General features: G+C 68.9%; 22 protein-coding genes. 10 read left to right on the top strand and 12 right to left on the bottom strand.

What is annotated here, in order from left to right; translation table 11 throughout:
* Positions 1-5: 5 nt before the first annotated feature.
* Positions 6-1202: a MalY/PatB family protein gene (locus EV380_RS15980; protein ID WP_130451949.1), complete on the bottom strand. Its 1197-nt coding sequence runs from the start codon at positions 1200-1202 to the stop codon at positions 6-8.
* 54 nt (positions 1203-1256) lie between these two features.
* Entirely contained in the window at positions 1257-2441 is a 1185-nt protein-coding gene (locus tag EV380_RS15975; RefSeq protein ID WP_130451948.1) for a low temperature requirement protein A, read from the bottom strand.
* A gap of 59 nt (positions 2442-2500) precedes the next feature.
* Here EV380_RS15975 and EV380_RS15970 point away from each other — a divergent pair, with 59 nt between their 5' ends.
* Positions 2501-3262 (top strand): ion channel, encoded by a 762-nt coding sequence (locus EV380_RS15970; RefSeq protein ID WP_130451947.1) that lies wholly within the window; start codon positions 2501-2503, stop codon positions 3260-3262.
* 79 nt (positions 3263-3341) lie between these two features.
* On the top strand, positions 3342-4913 hold the full coding sequence (locus EV380_RS15965) for a Na+/H+ antiporter (RefSeq protein WP_130451946.1): 1572 nt from the start codon (positions 3342-3344) through the stop codon (positions 4911-4913).
* A gap of 60 nt (positions 4914-4973) precedes the next feature.
* Here the strand turns inward: EV380_RS15965 and EV380_RS15960 are convergent, their stop codons facing one another.
* Positions 4974-5390 (bottom strand): YchJ family protein, encoded by a 417-nt coding sequence (locus EV380_RS15960; RefSeq protein WP_130451945.1) that lies wholly within the window; start codon positions 5388-5390, stop codon positions 4974-4976.
* A 314-nt stretch (positions 5391-5704) separates the two neighbouring features.
* On the opposite strand from EV380_RS15960, the gene EV380_RS15955 reads away from it, so the two are divergent.
* Entirely contained in the window at positions 5705-6214 is a 510-nt protein-coding gene (locus EV380_RS15955; protein WP_130451944.1) for a hypothetical protein, read from the top strand.
* 31 nt (positions 6215-6245) lie between these two features.
* Here EV380_RS15955 and EV380_RS15950 read toward each other — a convergent pair whose 3' ends face one another.
* The gene (locus EV380_RS15950; protein WP_130451943.1) at positions 6246-7784 is read right to left on the bottom strand and encodes an FGGY-family carbohydrate kinase; all 1539 of its coding nucleotides are present in this window, start codon (positions 7782-7784) and stop codon (positions 6246-6248) included.
* Between the two features lie 228 nt (positions 7785-8012).
* On the opposite strand from EV380_RS15950, the gene purS reads away from it, so the two are divergent.
* From purS to purL, 3 genes are read left to right on the top strand one after another with little or no spacing between them, the layout of a single operon-like run.
* Positions 8013-8264, top strand: coding sequence for a phosphoribosylformylglycinamidine synthase subunit PurS (purS, locus tag EV380_RS15945; RefSeq protein ID WP_102158495.1), 252 nt, complete (start codon positions 8013-8015; stop codon positions 8262-8264).
* A gap of 2 nt (positions 8265-8266) precedes the next feature.
* Positions 8267-9016, top strand: coding sequence for a phosphoribosylformylglycinamidine synthase subunit PurQ (gene purQ, locus EV380_RS15940; RefSeq protein ID WP_130451942.1), 750 nt, complete (start codon positions 8267-8269; stop codon positions 9014-9016).
* The gene (gene purL / locus EV380_RS15935) at positions 9013-11331 is read left to right on the top strand and encodes a phosphoribosylformylglycinamidine synthase subunit PurL (protein ID WP_130451941.1); all 2319 of its coding nucleotides are present in this window, start codon (positions 9013-9015) and stop codon (positions 11329-11331) included. The genes purQ and purL overlap by 4 nt, the downstream gene beginning before the upstream one ends.
* Before the next feature lie 71 nt (positions 11332-11402).
* Here the strand turns inward: purL and EV380_RS15930 are convergent, their stop codons facing one another.
* Positions 11403-12074 carry an AmiS/UreI family transporter gene (locus EV380_RS15930; RefSeq protein ID WP_130451940.1) on the bottom strand — a complete coding sequence of 224 codons (672 nt, stop codon included), beginning with the start codon at positions 12072-12074 and terminating at the stop codon, positions 11403-11405.
* A 274-nt stretch (positions 12075-12348) separates the two neighbouring features.
* On the opposite strand from EV380_RS15930, the gene EV380_RS15925 reads away from it, so the two are divergent.
* Both EV380_RS15925 and EV380_RS15920 read left to right on the top strand, forming a co-directional pair.
* The gene (locus EV380_RS15925; RefSeq protein WP_130451939.1) at positions 12349-12903 is read left to right on the top strand and encodes a hypothetical protein; all 555 of its coding nucleotides are present in this window, start codon (positions 12349-12351) and stop codon (positions 12901-12903) included.
* Between the two features lie 203 nt (positions 12904-13106).
* A complete protein-coding gene (locus EV380_RS15920) occupies positions 13107-14357 on the top strand; it encodes an ATP-binding protein (RefSeq protein ID WP_130451938.1) in 1251 nt (416 codons plus the stop codon).
* A gap of 87 nt (positions 14358-14444) precedes the next feature.
* Here EV380_RS15920 and EV380_RS15915 read toward each other — a convergent pair whose 3' ends face one another.
* Positions 14445-15863, bottom strand: a complete 1419-nt coding sequence (locus tag EV380_RS15915; RefSeq protein WP_130451937.1) for a flotillin family protein — start codon at positions 15861-15863, stop codon at positions 14445-14447.
* On the opposite strand from EV380_RS15915, the gene EV380_RS15910 reads away from it, so the two are divergent.
* Positions 15862-16254 (top strand): hypothetical protein, encoded by a 393-nt coding sequence (locus EV380_RS15910; protein ID WP_130451936.1) that lies wholly within the window; start codon positions 15862-15864, stop codon positions 16252-16254. The two genes, EV380_RS15915 and EV380_RS15910, sit on opposite strands and share 2 nt — an antisense overlap.
* Positions 16255-16514: 260 nt before the next feature.
* On the opposite strand, the gene EV380_RS15905 is transcribed toward EV380_RS15910, so the two are convergent.
* Positions 16515-17009, bottom strand: coding sequence for a GNAT family N-acetyltransferase (locus EV380_RS15905; RefSeq protein ID WP_242607662.1), 495 nt, complete (start codon positions 17007-17009; stop codon positions 16515-16517).
* Positions 17010-17093: 84 nt separating this feature from the next.
* Here EV380_RS15905 and EV380_RS15900 point away from each other — a divergent pair, with 84 nt between their 5' ends.
* Positions 17094-17948, top strand: coding sequence for an aldo/keto reductase (locus EV380_RS15900; RefSeq protein WP_130451935.1), 855 nt, complete (start codon positions 17094-17096; stop codon positions 17946-17948).
* Positions 17949-18001: 53 nt separating this feature from the next.
* Here the strand turns inward: EV380_RS15900 and EV380_RS15895 are convergent, their stop codons facing one another.
* The 5 genes from EV380_RS15895 to eat form a co-directional block, all read right to left on the bottom strand.
* The gene (locus EV380_RS15895) at positions 18002-18823 is read right to left on the bottom strand and encodes a 3-oxoacyl-ACP reductase (RefSeq protein ID WP_130451934.1); all 822 of its coding nucleotides are present in this window, start codon (positions 18821-18823) and stop codon (positions 18002-18004) included.
* Positions 18824-18890: 67 nt separating this feature from the next.
* A complete protein-coding gene (locus EV380_RS15890; RefSeq protein ID WP_130451933.1) occupies positions 18891-20270 on the bottom strand; it encodes an aldehyde dehydrogenase family protein in 1380 nt (459 codons plus the stop codon).
* The gene (locus tag EV380_RS15885) at positions 20267-21070 is read right to left on the bottom strand and encodes a gamma-glutamyl-gamma-aminobutyrate hydrolase family protein (RefSeq protein WP_242607661.1); all 804 of its coding nucleotides are present in this window, start codon (positions 21068-21070) and stop codon (positions 20267-20269) included. The genes EV380_RS15890 and EV380_RS15885 overlap by 4 nt, the downstream gene beginning before the upstream one ends.
* Positions 21057-22403, bottom strand: coding sequence for a glutamine synthetase family protein (locus tag EV380_RS15880; RefSeq protein WP_207219506.1), 1347 nt, complete (start codon positions 22401-22403; stop codon positions 21057-21059). The genes EV380_RS15885 and EV380_RS15880 overlap by 14 nt, the downstream gene beginning before the upstream one ends.
* Before the next feature lie 91 nt (positions 22404-22494).
* Positions 22495-23931, bottom strand: coding sequence for an ethanolamine permease (gene eat / locus EV380_RS15875; RefSeq protein WP_130451931.1), 1437 nt, complete (start codon positions 23929-23931; stop codon positions 22495-22497).
* Positions 23932-24057: the final 126 nt, after the last annotated feature.

The following is a 24057-nucleotide window of genomic DNA, read 5'->3' as shown; positions in this document are numbered from 1 at the left end:
TGCAATCATGCGCGGGCCCGCACCGCAGCCCCCATGCGAGTGAGGGCCTCCGTCAGGACAGCCCGCGAGGTCGCGTAGTTCAGCCGCACGTGCCCGGCGCCGCCCGTGCCGAAGACGTGGCCCGAGCTGAGGGCAACCCTGGCCTCGGCGAGGAAGAACCTCGCCGGACCCGCGAGCTCCGTGACCACGGCGGGTCCCGTCGAAGCGGCCTCCGCCTCCAGCCCCAGTCCGCGGCAGTCGAGCCAGGCCAGGTACGTCCCCTCCGGCGTGTGGTAGCGCACGCCGGGCAGATGCTCAGCGACGAGCTCGCCCAGCAGCGACCGGTTGGCATCGAGCCCGACGAGCAGGGCGTCGAGCCACGCGTCCCCGTGCTCGAACGCCGTCGTGTGCGACATGACGCCGAGGTACGACGCCCCGTGCCCGACCTCCTCGGGCATCCGGCGCAGATCGTCAGCGGCCTCCGGCCCCGCGATGGACAGGGCCGCCTTGAGACCCGCGAGGTTCCAGCCCTTGGTCGCCGACATCAGCGAGAACGCGTCCTCGCCGCCCGGCACGCTGAGGTAGGGCGTGAAAGAGGCCCCGGGGAGCACCAGTGGAGCGTGGATCTCGTCGGCCACGACGCGCACCCCGTACCGGCGTGCGAGCTCCGCGACCGCCGTCAGTTCGGCCGCCGTGTGCACGGTGCCGGTCGGATTGTGCGGATTGCTCATGAGGAAGGCGGCCTTGCCGCCTCCGGAGCGGGCCCGCCGGAACGCGTCCTCGAGCGTGCCGAGGTCGATCCGTAGGTCGGCCCCGAGGGGCGCCTCGAGAACCTGCCGGTCGTCGTGCGTGACGTAGGCATAGAACGGCGCGTACACGGGTGAGGTGACGACGACGGCGTCGCCCGGGTCCGTGACCAGGCGCAACACCTGGACGGCACCCGTCATGACGTCGGGAACGAGCCGGACCCGGCGCACGTCGATGCCGTCCCACCGCCAGCGCCGCCGCGCGAAGCCCTGCAGGGACTCTGCGAAGGCGTGCCCGGACGGGTAGCCGGTGTCGCCGCGGGCGATGGCCGCGTGCAGCATGTCGGCCACCGCGGGTGCCAGGCGCACGTCCATCTCGGCGATCCAGAGCGGCAGGACGTCGTCGGGGTGGGCCCGCCATTTCAGACTCTTGCGCTGCCTGAGCTGGGCGAGCGAGAGCTCCTCCAAGGGATTCATCGCCTTCACTCGGTCCTCACTTTCACTGCGTCGTCGCTGCTGAGAGGTCGTCCGTTAGTGCGCCGGCACCTCGGGCCGGGACGACTGGCGGAGCGTCACCGTGGCCAGCAAGAGACCGAGCAGGATCAGGGTGACCACCGCTCCGGCCAGGAGGTTGATGAGGAGGGCGTTGAGCGGCAGGACGACCGCCAGCAGGATCAGGGCGACGATGCGCGACTTCGGTGCGCGGCCGGTGTGCGCGGCGACGAAGACGATATTGCCCAGGAGGAAGAGCGCCGGGCCGGCGGACAGGGTGAGCGCGACCGGCCAGCCCTCGTTGTCCAGCGGATGCGCGACGACGAGCTCGATCGCGACGGCGGCCACGATGGCGCCCGCCACCATGAATGCATGCGCATACGCGTATGCCGCGCGAGCCACCTGCGACGCCTGGTCGAGATCCGGCGCCTCGTGGGCGGCGTTGCCGTGTCGCGCCGAGAAGTACAGCCACCACAGGATCACGATCGCGCAGAACCCCATGACAGCGGCCGTGACGACCGCCGCGGTCAGCTCCGCCTCCAGGAGGACGCCGCCGAGGATGAGGATCGACTCGCCGAGGGCGATGATGAAGACCAGCCGGCTGCGCTCGGCCAGGTGCGGCTCGTCAAGTGGCCACGTGCTCATGTCGCTCGTGCCGACGCCTGGCAGCCAGAATCCGACGAGCGGCCCCGCGTAGTCGACGACGACCGCGAGCGCCCAGATCGCCAGCCGGTACTCCTCCGGCGCGGCCGCCCCGGCGATCCAGACGACGCTCGCGATGCCGCTCCAAGACAGCAGTTGCGCGTAGTTCCGCCCCATCTGCTGGCCCCGGAAGGCGAGCACCATGAAGGTGCTGCGCACGATCTGGAACGTCACGTAGGCGCCGACGAACAGCCACGCGCGATCCCCGAACGACTCGGGAATCGCGATCGCCATCCCCAGGGCGCACAGCATGAGGAACGCCAGGAGCACCCGGACCGCCGCGTGCTGCGGGTCCAGCCAGTTCATCGCCCACGCGGTGTAGTTCCAGCCCCACCAGACAGCGGCGAAAAGGACAGCCGCCTCGGCGGCCCCCTGCCACGAGTGATGGTGCAACAGGAAGTGGGACAGCTGGATGATCGTGAAGACGTAGACGAGGTCGAAGAAGAGTTCCATGCCGCCCACGCCGTGCGTTCCGGGACGTTGGTTTCTCAGGACTCCGAGGGCTCCGCGCGATTCGAACATGGCAACATCCTACGGATGCCCGTAGGTTGTCGGTGAACACCACACGTCCAGGAGGCCAGATGAAGACCGCCCAGCCACCGCGCAGCCGACTGCACCGGTTCGTCGGGTCCGCCGCCGACCGGCTCATCGCACGGATCGGGCTGCGCGGTTCCCTCGCACTGATGCTCGCGTTCGCCGTCGTCCTGCAGTTCGGGTACCCGGCGACTCTCCACGGGGAACTCTGGACGGGCCTCTACATGGCGCTCTACGGCGGCATGCTGTTCTTCGCCCTCCTGATCGTGCACGAACAGGGCCGCGGGCTTCTTCCATTCGTCGTGCTCGGCGCCGTCTCGACGACGATCGGCATCGTCTACTCCTTTAATCAGCACAACGCGACGGTCACCGTGATCATGCTGTTCGCCGTAGCCCTCTTCATGGGGGCGATCATCGGCAAGCTCGGCGTCTTCCTGTTCCGCCGCCAGCGCGCCGACGGACTCTCCCTGATCCTGGCGGCGCTGACGATCTACGTGATCCTGGGCGGGTTCTTCGGCGCGGTGTACGCCGGCATCGAGCAGCTGGCGCCCGGCAGCTTCGTCGATCCGCTCACGCCGGACGCCTCCCCCGCGTGGCCACAGCTCGTCTACTTCAGCTACGTGACGATGTCCACCGTCGGCTACGGGGACATCCTCGCGACCACCGCCTGGTCGCGCTCGCTCGTCACGTTCCACGGGGTTGGTGCAACCCTCTACCTGACGATTGTAGTGGCCCGCCTGGTCGGCATCTGGTCCTCGTCCAACCACGACGAGCACACCCCCGCGCCCGGCCCTGCGGCGTCGAGCTGACCGCAAGCGACCCACCGTACGACGACGTCCGTCCGGCCCGTGTCTCCGGCTCGACTGCGACGTGCAATAGATTGAGCCCATGGACTTCCTGATCCTGCTCATCGGTCTCCTCTTCGGCACCGTGCTCGTCGTCGGGCTCGGCGAACGCATCCGGCTGCCCTACCCGGTGCTCATGCTGCTGTTCTCGGCCGGAGTCGCCTTCCTGCCGTTCATCCCGGAGATCCGGATCGACCCGGAGCTGATCCTGCCGCTGTTCCTGCCGCCGCTGCTCTTCGCGGCCGCGCAACGCAGCTCGTGGTCGGTCTTCCGGCTGCGATGGCGCAGCCTGATCCTGCTGGCCGTTCTCCTCATCGTGGCGACGGTCGCCGTCGTCGCCGGGCTCGCCTGGTGGATCGTCCCGGCCATCGGGTTGCCGGCCGCGATCGCCCTGGGTGCGATCGTGGCCCCACCGGACCCCGTAGCCGTCGAGGCCGTCGCCGGCAAAGTGAACATGCCCCGCCGCCTCGTCTCGACGCTGCAGACCGAGGGCCTCTTCAACGACGCGATGGCGATCGTCATCTTCCAGGCCGCCGTCGCCGCGGCCGTCAGCGGAGGCGAGGTCGGCTGGGGCGTGATCCCCGCGTTCCTGCTCGGTGCGGCCGGCGCCGGCATCCTGGGCCTGGGCATGGCCTGGCTCGTCGGTGCGCTGAACCGGTTCGTGCCGAACCTCGTCGCCCGCTCCGCGACGACGCTCGTCGCGCCGTATGCCGTGTACTTGCTGGCGGAGGAGCTGCACTGCTCGGGCGTCGTCGCCGTCGTCGTCACCGCCCTCGAGCTGGGGCGGCGGGCCCGCCCGCAGGACTCCGAGGAGCGGTTGACGCGCGCGTCGTTCTGGGAGGTTGTGGAGTTGCTGACGACCGGCGTCGCGTTCGGCCTGGTCGGGATCGAGATGCGCTACGTCATCGAGGACGAGGGCGCCGACCTGATCGGATTCATCCCCGGCATTCTGGTGGTCTGCGTGGCTGTGCTGCTCGTCCGCTTCGGGTGGATGTACGGGATCCTGCGGCTCGGCGGGACCGAGCGCCGAAACAAGGTGCCCGGCTCGCTCAAGGAGGTCCTGGTGCTCACGTGGTGCGGCATGCGCGGGCTGGCGACACTCGCGCTCGCGCTCGCCCTGCCCACGACGACGACAGCCGGCGAGCCACTAGAGGGCCGGAACTTCGTGATCGCGGCCGCGTGCGCCGTCCTGCTCGTGACCCTGGTGGTGCCGGGTCTGACGCTGCCCGCGCTCATGCGCCGGCTCAAGCTGCCCGACGATCGCGCGGACCTCGAGCGCCAGGAGCACCTGCTGGCCCGGCGGGCCCAGGCGGTCGCGCTCGACGCCGTGAAGAACTCCACGGCCGCGCAGAAGCTGTCGCCTGAACGCCGAGCGGTGCTGGCCAAACGGATGGAGTCGCTGCACACGCTGCTCGAGACGGACGCCGAATCCGACCCGAAGAAGATGCATCTGCTGCGCCAGACCCTCGCGGTCATGGATCAGGTCCAGCGCGAGGCCCTCGACGCAGCCCGACGCGAGGTCCTCGCCGCGCGGAAGGCGCCGGGCACGGACCCGGAGGCCGCCGACGTCGTGCTGCGCCGCCTGGATCTACGCACGGTCACCCTCGAGCGCTGAGCTGACAGCCGGCCACCCCCGGCGGGAGCGAGCACGGAGGCGGCGTGCACGCAGCGCGGTTCAGCGCACGTCGCCATCGATGTAGAGCCAGGGGCCGCCTTCGCGGCGGAACCTGCTGTGTTCGTGCATGCGGTGACGGGCCCCGTCGTCGTCGCGATAGAGGGCGACGAACTCGACGGTGGCGGTGTCATCGAACGGGCCGCCCGTGGTGCCGAGGATCTGCAGGCGAACCCACTCGGGGCCGGGCTCGCGCAACTCGGCAAGTGCGGGGCGGGTCGCGGGGTCCCACGTCTCGTGCAGGTACGCGCCGAAACGGTGCGGGTCGCGCGCCAGGAGCGCGTACGCGCAATATCGCGAGCGCATGAGGGCCTCGGCGGTCGGCGCGGCGGACCCGGCGTGGAAGCGGCCACAGCACTGCCCGTAGGTCTCGCCGGTCCCGCACGGGCAGCGCAGGCCGTTGTCGGTGTTCTGGGACATGCAACCAGCCTACGAGACCAGTTGATCAGCCGGATTCTCAACCAAAAAGACACCCGGGGATCCACCCCTTGTGCTAACGTCGGGACATGAGACCCGTCCACGGAATCGCACTGTCCTTGGCCGTTCCCGCGCTTCTTCTCACGAGTTGCTCTGCGTCCCCGTCGGCGCCCCTATCGAGTTCCCCGAGCGTCAGTGATTCCGAGAAACCGGAACCCACCGACGCGGCATCGTCCATCGAACTCGACGACGCCCTCCTCTCAGTCTCCGACATGCCGGGCGAAGGCTGGACGGAAGAGGGCACGGAGGCTTTGAACTTGGCTGACGGCCGACTCACGGACCCGGGGGACCTGGCCATCTGTGTAGGCGATCTGGCAGGCGTCATCACCGAGCCCGCGCCGGGTTCTTCGCGTATCTTCACGACCTCCGCTGGGGACTCCACCACCGTCGTCACGTCCTCCGTCTTCCGCACGGATCAGGATCGGGACCTCGTGCAGGTCTTCGACGCGAGAATCGATGAGTGCGAGCCCACCGAAGTACCCGAGTCGGGGCGGGAGCCCACGACCGTCACTCTCGAACGCCTTGAGCCCACAGTCGACGACACGGTAGCGACGATCACGCACATGCACGACGCGAACGAAAAGTCGCTCGTGCCCGAGAGGCGCGACTACGCGCGGATCACAGCCCTGGGCGGCTACCTTGTCGTGACCGGGTACACGCTCATGCCGCCCGTGGCAGAAATCTCCGATGCCCAGTTGGAGGAGCATTCCGCACTACACGAGCTCGCCGTCTCGCGGGCCGATGAAACGATCGCTGCCGCCGGGTAGCCACCTCGTGCGTCAGCCCCCAGGCAACGCGTCATTCTGAGGGCGGACGAGCTGAGGGCGGACGAGTTTCAGCCGACGATTCGCGTGCGGCGGCGAAGTCCGCGAGGTCGTGCACGATCGGCCGCGTGGCCGCGTAGAGCCGGGAGTAATTCGCATAGAGCTCGTCGTAGTCGGCACGGTGCCCCGGGTCCGGCGCGATGATCCGGTCGAGGCTGCACCAGTTCTCGTCCGCCCCCGCGAGCCCGACGGCCTGCGCGGCGAGGAGCGCATCGCCGTAGCTGGCGCCGATGACGGTGCGGGGCACGTGCTGTTCTACCCCGCAGACGTCCGAGACTATTTGCGGGCCCAGCCCACCCTGGGTCCCGCCGCCGACGGCCACGATCCGGGTCGGCGCGGCGCCAGCCTCGCCCAGCAGATTCAGAATCTGCCGGACGCCGAACGCGATGGACTCGTACCCCGCGCGGAAGAGGTGCCCCGGGCCGTGGCCGAGCGTCAGCCCCGCGATGACGCCGCGCGCCTTCGGGTCCGAGACCGGGGCCCGCTCGCCGGCGAAGTAGGGCAGCATCAGCAGGCCGTCTGACCCCGGCGGCACCGCGCGAGCCTGTTCGATGAGGTCCTCGTACGACTGCCCGCTGCAGAGGTCGCGGATCCACGACATGAGTGACCCGCTCGTCGACATCCCCGCGGCGAGGGTGTGCGATCCGGGCGTGATTCCCGTCGTCGCCCAGAGCCCCGGGTGGCTCCGGAAGCCCGCGAGTGAGGAGATCGCCAGGACCGTCGACCCGTACATGAGCATCGCGTCCCCGGGCGACGTCGTCCCGACCGAGTACGCCTCAGCCCAGGCGTCGATGGTTCCGGCCAGGACGGGCGTGCCGGCGACGAGCCCGGTCGACGCCGCCGAAGCGGCGCTGATCTCGCCGACGATCTCGCCGGGCCAGCGCAGCTGAGGCAGCTCGCACCCGGGCAGGAAGCGCCCGGCCCAGTCGTCAGCCCACGCACCCGTCCGCATGTCGTAGAACGGGTCGAACTGGCTCGCGGTCTGGTGGTCCAGGTAGTACGCCCCGGTGAGCCGCCACGTGACGAACGTATGAGACGAGAAGAACCGGTCCCCCGGTTCAAGGGCGCCGTGCTGGGCCAACCAGAGGAGCTTGGCGCCCGCGGCCTGCGAGGACAGCGCGGTCCCGCCCCGTTCCAGGATGCGGGCCGGGCCGAGGCCGCGGTTGAGCTGTTCGATCTGCTCGCCGGTTCGCGTGTCGACGCCGTAGAGGATCGCCGGGCCGCGGACGTGACCGGTCGCCGACTCCGCGACGACGGCGGGCCCGAGTCCGGAGACGCAGACGGCTTCGATCGTGCAGTCCAGGTCGGCTCCGGCCGTGGCGAGTTCACGCAGGCAGGCGACGGCGTCGCCCCACCAGTCTCGTTCGGCGTCCATCTCCGCCCACGCGGGGTGCGGCATCGACATCGCGTGGTGACGCACCGCCGTCGTCAGGATCTCGCCACCGGCGTCGGTCAGGACGGCCTTGGTCGACCCCGTGCCGATGTCCAGCCCGATCACGGCCCTTCGCGCCATCACGCCTCCTCGCGTCAATGCCTGACCTCGTGGTTCCGGTCGAGCGGCTCTCCTGATCAGCAGGCTATGGGAATCCGCCCCGGACCGCACGCTTTCACACTGAACACGGAAAGGCTCCGCGCCCGGTAGACTTGGGTCGCAAGCTCGCGGAGCGCCTGAGGCGTGAGACGGCGCCTGGACCCTCCGCGGACGATGACCCCCACCCCTCGCCCACAGGAGTAGCACCGGATGCCCCGGATTGTTGTTGATGTCATGCCCAAGCCCGAGATCCTGGACCCCCAGGGCAAGGCCATCGTGGGCGCGCTGCCCCGCCTCGGATTCGACGCCTTCTCCGGCGTCCGCCAGGGCAAGCGATTCGAGCTCAAGGTCGACGGCGAGGTGACCGAAACCATCTTGCAGCAGGCGCGCGAGGCCGCGGAGACGCTGCTCTCCAACCCGGTGATCGAGGACGTCGTCAACGTCCAGGTGGTCGAGGACTAGTCATGACGGACCTCCCCCTCATCGGCGACTACTCGGCGCCGACCACCGCGCTCTCCGGCGCCCGCATCGGCGTCGTGACCTTCCCCGGCACCCTGGACGACCGCGACGCCGCGCGCGCCGTGCGTCTGGCCGGCGGCGAGGCCGTGTCCCTGTGGCACGCCGACACCGAGCTGCCCGACGTCGACGCGATCGTCATCCCGGGCGGGTTCTCCTACGGCGACTACCTGCGTGCCGGCGCGATCTCCCGGTTCGCGCCGCTCATGGACAAGATCGTCGACGCCGCGAACTCGGACGCCAAGCTGCCCGTGCTGGGCATCTGCAACGGCTTCCAGGTGCTGACCGAGTCGCACCTGCTGCCGGGCTCGATGATCAAGAACGACCACCTGAAGTTCATCTGCCGCGACCAGGTGCTGCGCGTCGAGAACAACCAGACCGCGTGGACCAACCAGTACGAGTCCGGCCAGGAGATCACGATCGTCCTGAAGAACCAGGACGGCCAGTATGTCGCCGACGAGAAGACCCTCGACGAGCTCGAGGGTGAGGGCCGCGTGGCCTTCCGCTACGTCGGCTGGAACCCCAACGGCTCGCGCCGCGACATCGCCGGCATCACCAACGCGGCGGGCAACGTCGTCGGACTGATGCCGCACCCGGAGCACGCCGTGGAGGCGGGCTACGGACCCGACCACACCGGAACCGACGGCCTGGGCTTCTTCACCTCCGTCCTGACCACCCTTGTTGGAGGCGCCAAGTGACCACAGAGGCAACCGAGAAGGAATTCAACATCGACACCGTCGAGAACGCGGCGTCGAGCCCGGACGTCGACCTGCCGTGGGCCGAGCTGGGCCTGAAGCAGAACGAGTTCGACGAGATCGTGAAGATCCTCGGCCGCCGCCCGACGGCCGCCGAGCTCGCGATGTACTCCGTGATGTGGAGCGAGCACTGCTCCTACAAGTCCACCAAGAACCACCTGCGCCAGTTCGGGGCCAAGGTCACGGACGAGATGAAGAAGGACCTCATGGTCGGCATCGGCGAGAACGCCGGCGTCACCGACCTGGGCGACGGCTGGGCCGTGACCTTCAAGATCGAGTCCCACAACTCCCCGTCGTTCGTGGAGCCCTACCAGGGCGCGGCGACTGGCATCGGCGGCATCGTGCGCGACATCATCTCGATGGGCGCCCGCCCGATCGCCGTGATGGACCCGCTGCGCTTCGGCGCGATCGACCACCCGGACTCACAGCGCGTGGTGCACGGCGTCGTCTCCGGCATCGGCGGCTACGGCAACTCGCTCGGCCTGCCGAACATCGGCGGTGAGACCGTGTTCGACCCGATCTACCAGGGCAACCCGCTGGTCAACGCCCTGGCCGTCGGCAAGCTGCGCCACGAGGACTTGCGTCTCGCGAACGCCTCCGGCGTCGGCAACAAGGTCGTCCTCTTCGGGGCCCGCACGGGCGGCGACGGCATCGGCGGCGCCTCGGTGCTGGCCTCGGAGTCCTTCGACGACTCGAAGCCGTCCAAGCGCCCGGCCGTCCAGGTCGGCGATCCGTTCAGCGAGAAGGTGCTCATCGAGTGCTGCCTCGAGCTGTTCAAGGGCTCCCTCGTCGAGGGCATTCAGGACCTCGGCGCCGCGGGCATCTCCTGCGCAACGAGCGAGCTGGCGTCCAACGGCGACGGCGGCATGCGCGTCGAGCTGACCGACGTGCTGCTGCGCGACCCAACCCTGACTCCGGGCGAGATCCTGATGTCGGAGTCGCAGGAGCGCATGATGGCCGTCGTGACCCCGGAGAACGTCGAGGCGTTCGAGGCGACCATGGCCAAGTGGAACGTGGAGTACTCGTGGCTCGGCGAGGTTACCGACGACGACCGCCTGATCATCACGTGGAACGGCGAGGTCATCGTCGACGTCGACCCGAAGACCGTCGCCCACGACGGACCGGTCTACGACCGCCCGTTCGCCCGCCCGGAGTGGCAGGACGAGCTCCAGGCCAACACGTTCCGTGGCTCGGTCAACGCGGCGATCCTGCCGCAGACCGGCGACGAGCTCAAGGCCGCCGTGCTCGAGCTGATCGCCAGCCCGAACATGTGCGACAAGTCGTGGATCACCCGCCAGTACGACCGCTACGTTGGCGGCAACACCGCCCTCGCGATGCCGGACGACGCCGGTGTGGTGCGCGTGGACGAGGAGTCCGGCCTCGGCGTCGCGATCGCCACGGACGCCAACGGCCGCTACACCTACCTCGACCCGTACGTCGGCGCGCAGCTGGCCCTGGCCGAGTCGTACCGAAACGTCGCAACCTCCGGCGCCGTGCCCGCGGCCGTCTCCGACTGCCTCAACTACGGTTCCCCCGAGGATTCGGACGTGATGTGGCAGCTGGCCGAGGGCATTCGCGGCCTCTCGGACGCGTGCATGGAACTCGGCGTCCCGGTCACGGGCGGCAACGTCTCGCTCTACAACCAGACCGGCGACAAGGCGATCCACCCGACGCCGGTCGTCGCGACGCTCGGCAAGTTCGACGACGTCGCCCGCCGCACGCCGTCGGGCTGGCGCGCGGACGCCGACGGCCAGGCGATCTACCTCATGGGCACCACGGCCGACGAGCTGGACGGCTCCGAGTTCGCGAACCTGCGCGGCCATCTGGGCGGCACGCCGCCGAAGGTGGACCTGGCGAAGGAGCGCCTCCTGGGCGAGCTGCTGATCAACGCCTCCCGCGACGGCATGATCGACGCGGCGCACGACCTCTCCGAGGGCGGCCTCGCCGCAGCCCTGGCCGAGATGGTCCTGCGCCACGGTGTGGGCGCCCGCGTGGCGCTCGACGACGTGTGCGAGCGCGACGGGATCGACGCGTTCACCGCGCTCTTCTCCGAGTCGCAGGCCCGCGCTGTTGTCGCGGTGCCGCGGTCGGAAGAGGTCCGCTTCAACGACATGCTCTCGGCCCGCGGCTTCCCGGTCGCGCGACTGGGCGTCGTCGACGCGCAGTCCGGCGCACTCGAGGTGCAGGGCCAGTTCACGGCAAGCATCGACGAGCTCCGCGAGGCCCACGAGGGCACCATGGAGAAGTACTTCGGCTGATCGATGCCGCTCGGGACCTGACGGCCGTTGCACCACCCGGACTTTCCGGGGGCGCAACGGCCGTCGTCTCGTTAACCCCTGATGACGATCCGCGCGGGGATCCGCGTCGAGTCCGGCCCGCCAGGACCTGCCGCCCCATCGCCGGCTGCGACCGGCAGGGAGCGGCGGCCGCGCAACAGTGCGAAGGCCAGGACCGTCGCGCCCGCCAGGCCAAGGGCAGCGCCGGCGGCTGCGGAGGGCGCGTACAGCCCGAGGAGCTGGAGGAGCGCCGGGACCGTGCACGTGCCGAGTCCGCAGAAGATCGCGAACCAGCCGGTCGGACCCCGCAGCCAGGTACAGCCGAGGGCATCGAGGAGGAAGAAGAGGAACCAGAGTGCAGCCCACAGCCACCACATCGCGGCCGCGACCGGGTCCGACTGCAGAACGACGGCGGCCCCGCCGAACACGACGGCCGTGACCGCCACGTAGAGGCTGAACCAGCCGAAGCCCTCGGCGGGCAGGTCGAAGGCGCCGATGGCGCCGACCCAGAGGTAGGTGATGCCGAAGAGATACAGGCCGGAGGCCGCCAGGATCGCCGCCGGATCGCCGTCCGTGCCGGCGAGCAGAATCGTCGGGAAGACCACCTGCATGGCGCCGACGGTGAAGTTGAGGACGGTGGCGCCGCGCGGGCGGACGAGACCGATCTGAATCAGACCGTTGACGCAGAGCACGGCGCCGACGTAGAGAAGCCCGACACTGGACATGAAAACTCCCGGGGAAGCAGTGGAAGGGGCTCCGGCGCCGGGCGCGTTGTACCCCTGTGACGATCATAATCCCGTCACACCTCAGCCTCGGCAACGAGGCACGCATGAGACGGAACGGGGTCTCCGAGAACCGCTCGCGGTGCCGGAAATCCGACCGAGCCCAGCGTTTATCCACAGGCGTCCTCCAGTGCCTGCGAACCGTAGCTAGGGTGGAACGCGTGCCCCGCTGCAGCCGATCCGGGGAACCGAAGAGCATCGACGAAGGACAGCACCCATGACCCGTGACGCCCCCGCCGCCTCGCGCTTCCCCGAGTGGGATCGCGCCTTCGACTCGACCGGTACGCTGCATTTCCGCACTGGACGGCACGTGTCCGTGCTGGCATTGCTCGGCTGCCTCGTGTTCGTCGCCGCAGGCTTCTGGATGTTGGGTGTGGAGAGGCCGCTTGCTGCCATCGCCGGCGTACTGGCTCTTCTCTTCTTCGGCGTCATGGGCGTCCCGACGTGCGTCTACCTCTTCTTCAAGCCGCGGAGCCTGACGTTCACGGCCGATGGCGTCCTGATCACCCGCCGGCCGCTGATCCCGTGGGAGGCGGTGGCCGGCGCCGGGCACGTCACCCAGGGCCCGCAAACCCACGGCGTCCTGCGGCTGACACCGGAGGGAATGGCCGCCTACGAAGGGGCCCTCACCGGCAGGGCGGCTCGCGTTCACGCGTCGCAGAAGTCCTACACCGGCGGCGACGGTGCATTCTTCCCGCCGTACCTGCCCGCCTCGCCGCGCGACATCGCCGCCTGGGTGAACGCCAACCGCCACCGCCTCGCCACCAGCTAGAAGGCTCGGCAGCAGCCTTGGCGTCACGTGGAAACACAAGTGCGAGGATGGCCCGATGGCGTTCGACGGCTGCCATGCCGCTCTCGGGGACTGATCAAGTCGCCTAGCACTGGCGGAAGGAAGAGCCGGATCATGCTAGAGGTATAGTCCAAGTTGTGCTCAAGGTATAGTAAGAGCCCTGCTAGAGGTATAGTCTAGCTACCATGGACTACCGCGCTCGCACCCTTGATGGCCAACTGGACGAGCTCCTCCGCACGGCTCCCGCGATCGCCATCGAGGGCCCGAAAGGCGTGGGAAAGACGGCATCCGCTGCTCGTCGAGCCTCCTCGACGTGGATGCTCGACGACGGCGATCAACGTGCCGTCCTCGAGTCCGACCCGGGCCTGCTGACCAGAGGGGGCGCACCTGCACTCATCGACGAATGGCAGCGCCTCCCGCAGATCTGGGATTCCGTCCGCCGCCAAGTCGACGACGGGGCCGCCCCGGGCAGCTTCCTTCTGACCGGGAGCGCGACGCCGGCATCCGTCGAGGGGACCCACAGCGGCTCCGGTCGAATCCTGTCACTGCGCATGCGCCCCATGGCATTCCACGAGCGCGGTTTCGAACGTCCAACCGTCAGCCTTCTGGATGCCCTGAGCGGAGGGCTGAAAGACGTCTCAGGCACCACGAAAGTCGCCACCAGGGAGTACTTCGAGGCGATCGAGGCCAGTGGTTTCCCGGGCATGACGGAGCTGCCCCGCGAGTTCAGACAGGACATGCTGGACGCCTACCTGCAGCGAATCGTCGACCGCGACCTGCCCGAAACCGGGTTCCGCGCACGGCGCCCGGAGACGCTCCGCCGCTGGCTCGGCGCGTACGCGGCGGCATCGTCTACGACGGCCAAGTACTCGACTCTGCTCGATGCGACGACCCCCGGCGACGGGACCCAGCCGACGAAGGTGACGACCATCGCCTACCGGGAACACTTGGCGAAGCTGTGGCTCCTGGACCCGGTTCCGGGCTGGAGTCCGAGCCTCAGCCCGTTCGCACGCCTCCAGCAGGCGCCGAAGCACCAGTTGGCCGACCCGGCGCTCTCAGCACGCCTGCTCAACCTCACAGCGCGTTCGCTGGCGTCACCGCGAGGTGCGCACATGTCCGGCCCGCTCTTCGAATCCCTGGTCACACTAGGAGTGCGAGTGTCCGCTCAGGCCGCACGCGCCCGCGTCGGGCATCTGCGCTCCGGGAACGGGGATCGCGAAATCGACCTGATCGTCGAGGGACGGGAAGGCCAGGTTGTCGGTATCGAGGTGAAACTCGCCGCTACCGTCGAGGACAAGGACGTCCGCCACCTGCTCTGGCTCCGCGACAAGATGGGGGACGACGTGGCCGACCTCCTGCTGGTCACGACCGGACGCTACGCCTATCGGCGGCCGGACGGAGTCGCCGTCGTTCCCCTCGCACTCCTCGGCCCGTAGGTGCGGCCGCACTCGACCCATACGACGACGGGGCCGCCACCATCCAGCAAAAGGTGACGGCCCCGTCATCGTCGTGAGAAGTCCGGGCTACTCGGCCGGCTTCTCCGACGGGACGTCCGTGGCCTCCGGCTCGGCATCGACCTGAGACGCGACATTCGCGACGGTTTCGGAGCGATCTCTGCCGCTGAGCGCCGACTCGATGAGGGACTTGATGTCCAGGCCCGTGGCGGACTGCACCGATTCCATGGTGCGGGCCATGCCGGCCGAGACGTTCTGCGAGAGCTTGGATTCGCCGTCGGAGGAGACGATCGAGAGCGAGTCGATGTTGCTCATGGGAGCGGCGATCTCTCGGGCGATGCCGGGGAGCGCCTCGAGCACTTGGGAGAGCACGGCGGCCTCGTTGAACTGCTGGTAGGCCTCGGCGTTGGCCTGGATGCTCGCGGCGTCAGCCTCACCCTTGGCGCGGGTGGCGTCGGCTTCGGCCACACCACGCGCCCGGACCGATTCGGCCTCGTTCTGAGCTTCGATGAGCGCAGCCTTGGACTCCTGCTCGCGGGCGTAGCGCTCGGCGTCGGCCTGGCGTCCCGCCGCGTATTCCTGGGCGTCGGCCGGCTTGCGGATCTCGCGGACGAGCTCGCGTTCGCGCAGGTCGTTCTCCTGGTCGGCGATCTTCTGCTGTTCGTCCAGTACCTGCTGGCGCTGGCGGGAGCGGGCGAGCTCCTGGGCGGCCTCGGCCTCGGCGCGCTGCTCCGCCGTCTCCTTGGCGATGGTGGCGTTGCGCAGGTCCAGTTCCTTCTGCGATTCCGCGATCTTCTGGCTGTCGCGGTTCTCCGCTTCAGTCGATGTGCGGCGGGCCTCGGACTCGGCGATGCGCGCCTCCTGCTCCTTCTTCGAGGCCTCTGGGCGCCCGAGGTTGCGCAGGTAGTCGCCGTCGTCGGCCACAGAGATGATCTGGAGGGTGTCGATGACCAGACCCTGGTTGTTCATGGAGTCGACCGCATTCTCCTGGACCTTCAGTGCGAAGGTCGTGCGGTCCTGCAGAACCGCTGTGACGGTCAGGGTTCCGACGACGGCGCGCAGCGCGCCGGAGAGGATCTCCTGGCTGTAGGAGTCGATCTTGTCCTGCTGGTCGAGGAAACGCTGGGCGGCCTTGCGGATCTCCCCGACCTCTTCGCCGATCTTGACCTGCGCGACGGCCTGCAGGCGGAGGAAGATGCCGTCGACCGACTGACTCTCGACCTCGACGTTGATCTGGCGCGAGGACAGCGAGACCGAGTGGGCGCGGTCGAAGAGCGGGCGGACGAAGGCGCGGGACCCAACGACGATGCGCGTGCCGGACTCGAGGTCGATGTCGCCGCCCTTGACGCGTGCCGGTGCGCGGCCCGTGATCACCAGAGCCTCGTTGGGCGCGGCGACGCGGTACGCCCGCCGGAAGGTGATGTAGCCGATCAGCAGGACGATCAGCGCGGCGACGAGGCTGGCCCCGGCGAGGAAGGTGAGTTCCATGGGAACGGGCCTTTCTGTGGACTGTGTGACGAGCGTCCTATCGAGATTATCAAAACATTTGGCTCAAACGTTCTGTTATCCACAGAAATACCAGCCCAGAGATCAGCGACGGGTGGTACGCGGGTTTGAGGCCCGCAAGCTCCGCCTAGAACTCGCCGTCGTCGTGGCGCGTTTGCTAGCTTCTTCAGCGCCCGGCAGTGACCATGAAGAGAATCCTGAAAAGCAGCATGACGGCCACGGGGACCGCGCAAAGAACAATGAACGGCCACCAGTTCCCGAAACCTCTTGCCCGGCGATCAAGAAAGACGATGAGCGAAAAGAGGAAGAACGGCAAGTACATCATTGCGAAAATGAACAGGCTGGAGGCGAGTTCGCCTTCATAACAGCCTGATCCGATCGGTCGCGGGCCGCAGTCCATCCTCGTGTACCACTCGTTGATCCCCCACGACAGCATGAAAGCAGCGGGCACGGAAACGACGGCACCGACAAGACTCACGAACCGCCGCGACGATCTGCAGCAGTGTCCATCGTTGCCGGCTCTGCATCTCCATGCCACCGTTGCTCTGGCTCACGCTTATCCTCGATTCATCCTGTGCGACGCGTGGACCATACTGACCGGACGCACCTCAATGCGGCCCGGGACTCGAGATTCTAGCGAACCATCCGGGCATCCGTGATCTTGGGCGCAGCTGGATCGGCCTGCTCCACACCGTCGAACTCGAACCCGTTGCGCCGATAGAAACCGATGGCCCGGGGGTTCTCCCGGGCGACCCACAACATCGACGGATCGTCACCGAGCACGGCCTCCAACAGCTCCTGACCGGCACCGGAGCCGTGGAGATCGGATGCGAGATAGAGCGCGAACAACTGCAACTCGCGCGGCAACGCCGCTCCTCCGGCGCCGTAGCTCGGCCCGGCGAGGCCGAAGCCGACGATCCGACCGGCGGTCTCCGCGATCCACACGCGCAGCCCCTCCGGCCGCCGGGTGAGAATGTGGTTCCACATCCGCTGGCGGCCCGCCAGGTGCTCCTCATCGAAGAAGTCATCCGGGAGCAGGCGCCCGTAGGTCTCCCGCCACGTCGACACGTGCAATTCGGCGATCTCGGGCGCATCGGTCAGGTCGGGGACGCGAAGAACGTAGGTCACCCGTCGCAAGATACCAGCCGGCCACCCCCGGTTCCCCGCCCGCGCGCATGATTCAGCAGCCGCCCCTCCGGCTACGATCGGTCCATGGCCTCCACCAACGCATCGCCCCTGCCCGCGCCCGCCGTCCCGCTGACGTCGTCCGTCTCGATCCCGCAGCTCGGGTTCGGCCTCTACAAGGTGCCCGAAGACGAGGCCGAGACCATCGTCGGCCAGGCCCTCGCCGCCGGCTACCGGCACCTCGATTCGGCCGCGCTCTACGGCAACGAGGCCGGTGTCGGCCGCGCCCTGCGCACCGCGTTCGACGGCGGCCTGGCCCGCGAGGACCTGTTCGTCACCTCCAAGGTGTGGAACGACGACCAGGGCTACGACTCCACCTTGCGCGCCTTCGAGGCCACCCGCAACGACCTCGGCCTCGACTACCTGGACCTCTACCTCATCCACTGGCCGTGCGCCGCCCGCGGCCTCTACACAGAGACGTACCGCGCCCTCGAGAAACTGCACGACGACGGCCTGGTCCGCGCGATCGGCGTCTCCAACTTCCAGCCCGCGCACCTGCGGCACCTGCTCGAGAGCGCCGACGTCGTGCCGGCCGTGAACCAGGTGGAGCTGCACCCGTGGCTGCAGCAGCGGGAGCTGCGCGAGGTGCACGCCGAACTCGGCATCGCCACCGAGGCGTGGTCGCCGCTCGCGCGCGGCCGCCTGCTCGACGACCCCGAACTCACCGCCATCGCCGCCGCCCACGGCGTATCGGTCGCGCAGGTCGTGCTGCGCTGGCACCTGCAGGAAGGCACCATCGTGTTCCCCAAGGCGAGCACGCCGGAGCGCATGGCGCAGAACGCCGACGTCTTCGGGTTCACTCTGGAGAAGGAGACGATGCGCCACATCGCCGGGCTCGACCGCGGCTTCCGCAGCGGATCCCACCCCGACGACGTCGCCTGACGCGCGCCGGGCGACGCCTCCCGCGGGGAAGGCGGCCGCCCGGCGTCGTACCTCTAAAGCGGGGTGACGTACGCCCCGGCGATGCCGCCGTCGACCAGGAACTGGTTCGCCGTGATGAAGGACGAGTCGTCGGAGGCCAGGAACGCCACGGCCGCCGCCAGCTCGTCCGGCTCGGCGAAACGCCCCAGCGGAACGTGCACGAGCCGGCGCGCCGCCCGCTCCGGATCCTTCGCGAAGAGCTCCTTGAGCAGCGGCGTATTCACCGGCCCGGGGCACAGCGCGTTGACGCGGATCCCCTCGCGCGCGAACTCCACGCCGAGCTCCCGGCTCATCGACAGGACGCCGCCCTTGGAGGCCGAGTAGCTGATCTGGCTGGTCGCCGCGCCCATGACCGCCACGAAGGAGGCCGTGTTGATGATCGAGCCCCTCCCCTGCTCCTTCATGTACGGAATGACGTGCTTGCAGCAGTAGTACACGCTCGTCAGGTTGACCTCCTGCACCTTCCGCCACGCGTCGATGCCCGTGTCCAGGATCGAGGCGTCGTCCGCCGGCGAGATGCCGGCGTTGTTGAACGCGATGTCCACCGACCCGTACTTCTCCTTGGTGCTGGCGAACAGGTTGACGACGTCGTCCTCGCTCGTCACATCGGTGCGCACGAACAGCCCGCCGACCTCGGCTGCGGCCCGCTGACCGGTCTCCTCGTCGCAGATGTCCGCGATGACCACGCTGGCGCCCTCGTGGGCGAGGCGGCGGGCCGTGGCCAGCCCGATGCCGGACGCGCCGCCCGTGATCGTCGCCACGCGTCCGGCCAGCCGGTTCGTGACCAGGCCGCCGTAGGGTGCTTCCGCGGCGCCCGTCGTGTTGTTCTCGCTCATGCGTCTCTCCTTGCTGTCTGTGTCTGCTTGATCTCCGCCGGCGGACCGCTCTGCACGCGGCGCCGGCTCAGGACTGGGTGTCGATGAAAACGTTCTTGACCTCGGTGAACGCGTCCAGCGCGTCAGGGCCGAGCTCCCGGCCGATGCCGGACTTCTTGAAGCCGCCGAACGGCGTCGAGTAGCGGACCGAAGAGTGGGAGTTCACCGACAGGTTGCCGGCCTCCACTCCGCGGGCCACGCGCAGCGCGCGCCCGACGTCGCGGGTCCAGATGGACCCGGAGAGCCCGTACTCGGAGTCGTTCGCGATGCGGATCGCGTCCGCCTCGTCCTCGAAGGGCACGACGGCGACGACCGGTCCGAACACCTCGTCGTAGAGGATCCGGTCTCCCGGGTCCGCCGGCACGACGACGGTGGGCGGGAACCAGAACCCCTCGCCGTCGGGCGCCGTGCCCTGGAAGGCGACGTCCGAGCGCAGGTTGCCGGCGTCGTCGTACACGAACGCGGCGACTGCCTCCCGCTGCCGGGCGGAGACGAGCGGCCCCATGACCGTGTCCTCGAGCGCCGGATCGCCGACCCGCACCGCCTTGACCGCGGGCTCGAGCAGGGCCATGAACTCGTCGAAGACGCTGCGCTGGACGAGGATGCGCGAGCGGGCGCAGCAGTCCTGGCCGGCGTTATCGAAGACGCCGCCGGGGGCGCTGGCCGCGGCCTGGGCGAGGTCGGCGTCGTCGAACACGATGTTCGCGCTCTTGCCGCCGAGCTCCAGCGTGACCCGTTTGAGCTGCTCGGACGCCCCGGCCATGATGCGCTGGCCCACCTCGGTGGAGCCCGTGAAGACGACCTTGCGGACGTCCGGATGCGTCACGAACCGCTCGCCGACGACCGAGCCCTTGCCCGGGATGACTGTGAAGACGCCCTCCGGCAGCCCCGCCTCCAGCGCCAGGTCCGCGAGGCGCATGGCGGTCAGGGGCGTGAGCTCGGCCGGCTTGAGCACCACGGTGTTTCCGGCGGCGAGCGCCGGGCCGAAGCCCCACGCCGCGATCGGCATCGGGAAGTTCCACGGGACGATGATGCCGACGACGCCGAGGGGCTCGCGGAACGTGACGTTCACGCCGCCGTCGACCGGGATCTGCAGCCCGGAGTTCCGCTCCGGCGCGCCGGCGTAGTAGTTCAGCACGTCGCGGACGTTCCCGGCCTCCCAGCGCGCGTTGGAAATCGTGTGGCCGGAGTTTTCGACCTCGAGCCGGGCGAGGGACTCGATGTTCTCGTCCACCAGGTTCGCGAACCGGCGCAGCAGCCGCGCGCGCTCGGCCGGGGCCACCTCGCGCCAGGAGGGATAGGCGGCCGCAGCGCGGGCGATGACCGCGTCGGTCTCTGCGACATCGGCGAGCTGGACGTCGCGGATGCGCTGCCCGGTAGCCGGGTTGATGACGGTGCAGGTGTTCATGCTGGGGCGTCCTCCATGACGTCGGGGGTTCCGGTGCCGCGCGCCGGGGCGCGGCCGCGGCGTTCGGCATACGTTCGGGCGGCGTGTACGAAGCCGGTGAAGAGCCGCAGGTCCTCCGCGTTCTCCTCGGGGTGGAATTGGGTGCCGAGAACCCATCCCGCCGCGGACGGAATCTCGACCATCTCGACGGTGCCGTCCGCCGCGGTGGCGGTCACCGCGAGCGGATCGGCGACCCGGTCGAGGCTCTGGTGGTGATAGCAGGGCGAGCTCGCGGCCGGGCCGAGCAGCTGCGAGGAGAGCGTCCCGTCAGCGACGGCGAAGTCGACGGTGCCGAAGCGCCCCGGGGCCGGCTGGTAGCGCTGCTGCGCGTCCGGCACGATCTCGGGCAGGTGCTGGTGCAGCGATCCGCCGTAGGCGACGTTGAGCACCTGCATCCCGCGGCAGATCGCGAACAGCGGCAGCGCGGCGTCGATCGCGGCGCGCGTCAGCGCGACGTCGTGCAGGTCGCGCTCCGGTTGCGACGCCGTCGTCGGGTGCGGTTCCTGCCCGTATCCGGCCGGGTCCACGTCGACCCCGCCGATGACGATGAGCCCGTCGAGAAGGTCGACGACGGACGGGTCCGTGCCGAGCGGCGGCAGCAGCAGGGGCGTGCCCCCGGCCTCCACGACCCGGTGCACGTAGCTCGCCGGAACAATCGCGGCCGTGCCGTCCCACACGCCCCAGCTGGCGCGCTGGAAGTACGTGGTCAGTCCGATACGCGGGCGGTAGGCGCCGCCCGCCGCCGGTTCAGTGGCGTTCAAATCCCCTCCTGACTTCCCAGTCGGTCACGGCCGCGTTGTACTGCTCGAGCTCGATGTCGGCGTAGTGCGTGTAGTGCTTGACCACTTCCTCGCCGAACACCTCGCGGGCGATCTGCGAGTTCGCGAAGAGGTCGCGGGCCTCGGCCATCGTGTGCGGGACGTGTTCGGCGTCCGAGTCGTACGCGTTGCCCTGCATCATCGCCGGCAGCTCGAGCTCGTGCTCGATCCCGTAGAGGCCGCCGGCGAGCATCGCGGACATCGCCAGGTACGGGTTCGCGTCCGCGCCCGGGAGCCGATTCTCGATCCGCGCGCCGTATCCTTCCCCGACGAGGCGTCCCGCGCAGGTGCGGTTGTCCAGTCCCCAGGCCACCGCCGTCGGCGCGAACGAACCCTTGGCGAAGCGCTTGTAGGAGTTGATGTTTGGCGCGTAGAACAGCGTGAACTCGCGCATCGTCGCGAGGATGCCGGCGATGAAGTGGTTGTACAGCGCGGTGCGCTCCCCCTTCTCGGAGTCCCAGAACGCGAGCGAGCCGTCGAGCCCGCGCAGCGACATGTGGATGTGACAGCTCGAGCCCTCGCGCTGGTTGGGCTTGGCCATGAACGTGATCGACTGCCCGCGCTGGGAGGCCATGTGCTTGGCCGAGAGCTTGTAGAAGGTGTGGTTGTCGCCAGTGGTGACGACGTCGTCGTACTTGAAGGCGATCTCGTGCTGGCCGAGGTTGCACTCGCCCTTGGCCGACTCGACTGTCATGCCCGCCGCGTACATCGCGTTGCGGATGTCCCGCAGCAGCGGCTCCACGCGCATCGACCCAAGGATCGAGTAGTCGACGTTGTAGCGGTTCGCCGGGGTGAGACCCCGGTAGTCGCGCTCCGAGGCGGACTCGTACGAGTCCTCGTACATGACGAACTCGAGCTCCGTCCCGGCGAGGGCCTTGAGCCCGCGCCCGGCCGCTTTGTCTTGCTGCGCGCGCAGCAGGGACCGGGGCGAGACCGGGACAGGCCGGCCGTCGGTGGTCGCCAGATCCACCTGGATGATGGCGGTCTTCTCCAGGTACGGGACGCGGCGGATGGTCTGGTAGTCCAGCAGGAACTCCATGTCGCCGTAGCCGGTGTCCCAGCTGGTGAGCGAGTACCCGTCGACGGTGTTCATGTCGGTGTCGACGGCGAGCAGGTAGTTGCAGGCCTCCGTGCCGTCCCGGAGCACGGAATCGGCGAAGAACCCGCCGTGGATGACCTTGCCCTGCAGGCGGCCCTGCATGTCGGTGAAGGCGAGGATGACGGAGTCGATCTCGCCGTCGGTGATGTCGCGGGTCAGCTGCTCGACGGAGAGCATGCGCTCGTTGCGGGTCGGGCTGTCCGCGGCGGCGGTCTGCGCGGTCGTTGCGGTCGTGACGTGGTTCGGTGTCATGGTTTCCTTCACGGGGTCAGTTCAGGTTGCTTTCTTCACGTTCGATGAGCGCGAACTCCTCTTCCGGTGCCGAGGCGACGAGCCGGTGGCGGCTGTAGAACCAGAAGTAGGCGAGGGCCAGGAGGAAGACGACGGCGGTGATGCCCGCCGCGAAGACGTCGACGACGAAGGTGGCGGCGAGTGCCACGACGGCGAGGACGAGGGCGATGCCGGTCGTCACGACGCCGCCAGGGGTGCGGTAGCCGCGCTCGAGGTTCGGCTCCTTGAACCGCAGGACGATGTGGCTCAGATTCAGGAGCACGTAGGAGACCGCGGCGCCGAAGACGGCGATATTGATGAGCAGCCCGCCGTCGCCCGTCGCCGCCGCGAGGACGAAGCCGATGGTGCCGGGCACGAGGAGGGCCACCCAGGGGGTGCGTCGCTTGGAGGTCAGCGACAGGAAGCGTGGCAGGTAGCCGGCCCGGGAGAGGGCGAAGAGCTGGCGCGAGTACGCGTAGACGATCGAGAAGAAGCTCGCGATCAGCCCGGCGAGCCCTGCGTAGTTGACGAAGTCCGCGAGTGCGGAGTCCGGCCCGAGGGCCGCCCGCAGAGCCTCCGGCAGCGGCGAGTCGGAAGTGCTCATCGCCGCCGCTCCGGCTGCCCCGGGAACGAGCACGAGCATGAAGGCGCCGAAGACGAGCAGGATCATCATCGCCGTGATGATGCCGCGCGGCATGTCCTTCGCGGGGTTCGCCGACTCCTCGGCGGCCAGCGGGACGCCCTCGACAGCGAGGAAGAACCAGATGCCGAACACGAGGGCCGCCAGCACCCCGGAGATGCCGAACGGCAGGAACGCGCTGGAGCCCACAGAGCCGTCGGGCACGATGTCGAAGAGCCGGGTCGCGTCGAACTTCGGCAGCAGGCCGAAGACCGTGGCGGCGAGGGCGACGACGGCGATGGCCGTGATCCCGAACATCACCTTGAGTGCCTCGCCGACGCCGCGGAGGTGGATGCCGATGAAGACCAGATAGGTGATCAGGTAGACCGGCCACGAGTTGGTGATCCCGAAGAGGCCGAGCGCCTCGATGTATCCGCCGATAAACGTGGCGATCGCCGCGGGGGCCACGGCGTATTCGATGAGCACGGCCATGCCGGTGGCGAAGCCGCCGAGCGGCCCGAGCGCTCGGCGCGCGAACCCGTAGCCGGCGCCCGCAGTCGGCAGCGTCGACGAGAGCTCGGCGAGGCCGAGGACCATGCCCGTGTACATGATGCCCATGAGCACGAACGCGATGAGCAGGCCTCCCCAGCCGCCCACGCCCAGGCCCAGGTTCCAGCCGGAGAAGTCGCCGGAGATGACGTAGGCGACGCCGAGCCCGGCCAGCAGGATCCATCCTGCGGCGCCGCGCCTCAGTTGCCGGTGTTCGAGGTAGTGCTGATCGACGTCCTGGTAGTCGATGTGGGTTTTCCGCGCCATGATGCCTCGCTGTCGGTGAGCGAACGATGGTTATTGGACTGTTTTCAGTCCTTTGAACTCACCTATCGTGAACCGCGTCACAGCATGCTGTCAACAGGTTCAGAGGAATGCACATGTTAAAAGTAT

The sequence above is a fragment of the Zhihengliuella halotolerans genome (assembly GCF_004217565.1).
In the GTDB taxonomy this organism is placed as follows: Bacteria; Actinomycetota; Actinomycetes; order Actinomycetales; family Micrococcaceae; genus Zhihengliuella; species Zhihengliuella halotolerans.
The sequence above is the reverse complement of the archived record's forward strand: the minus strand, read 5'-3'. Positions and strand labels throughout refer to the sequence as shown.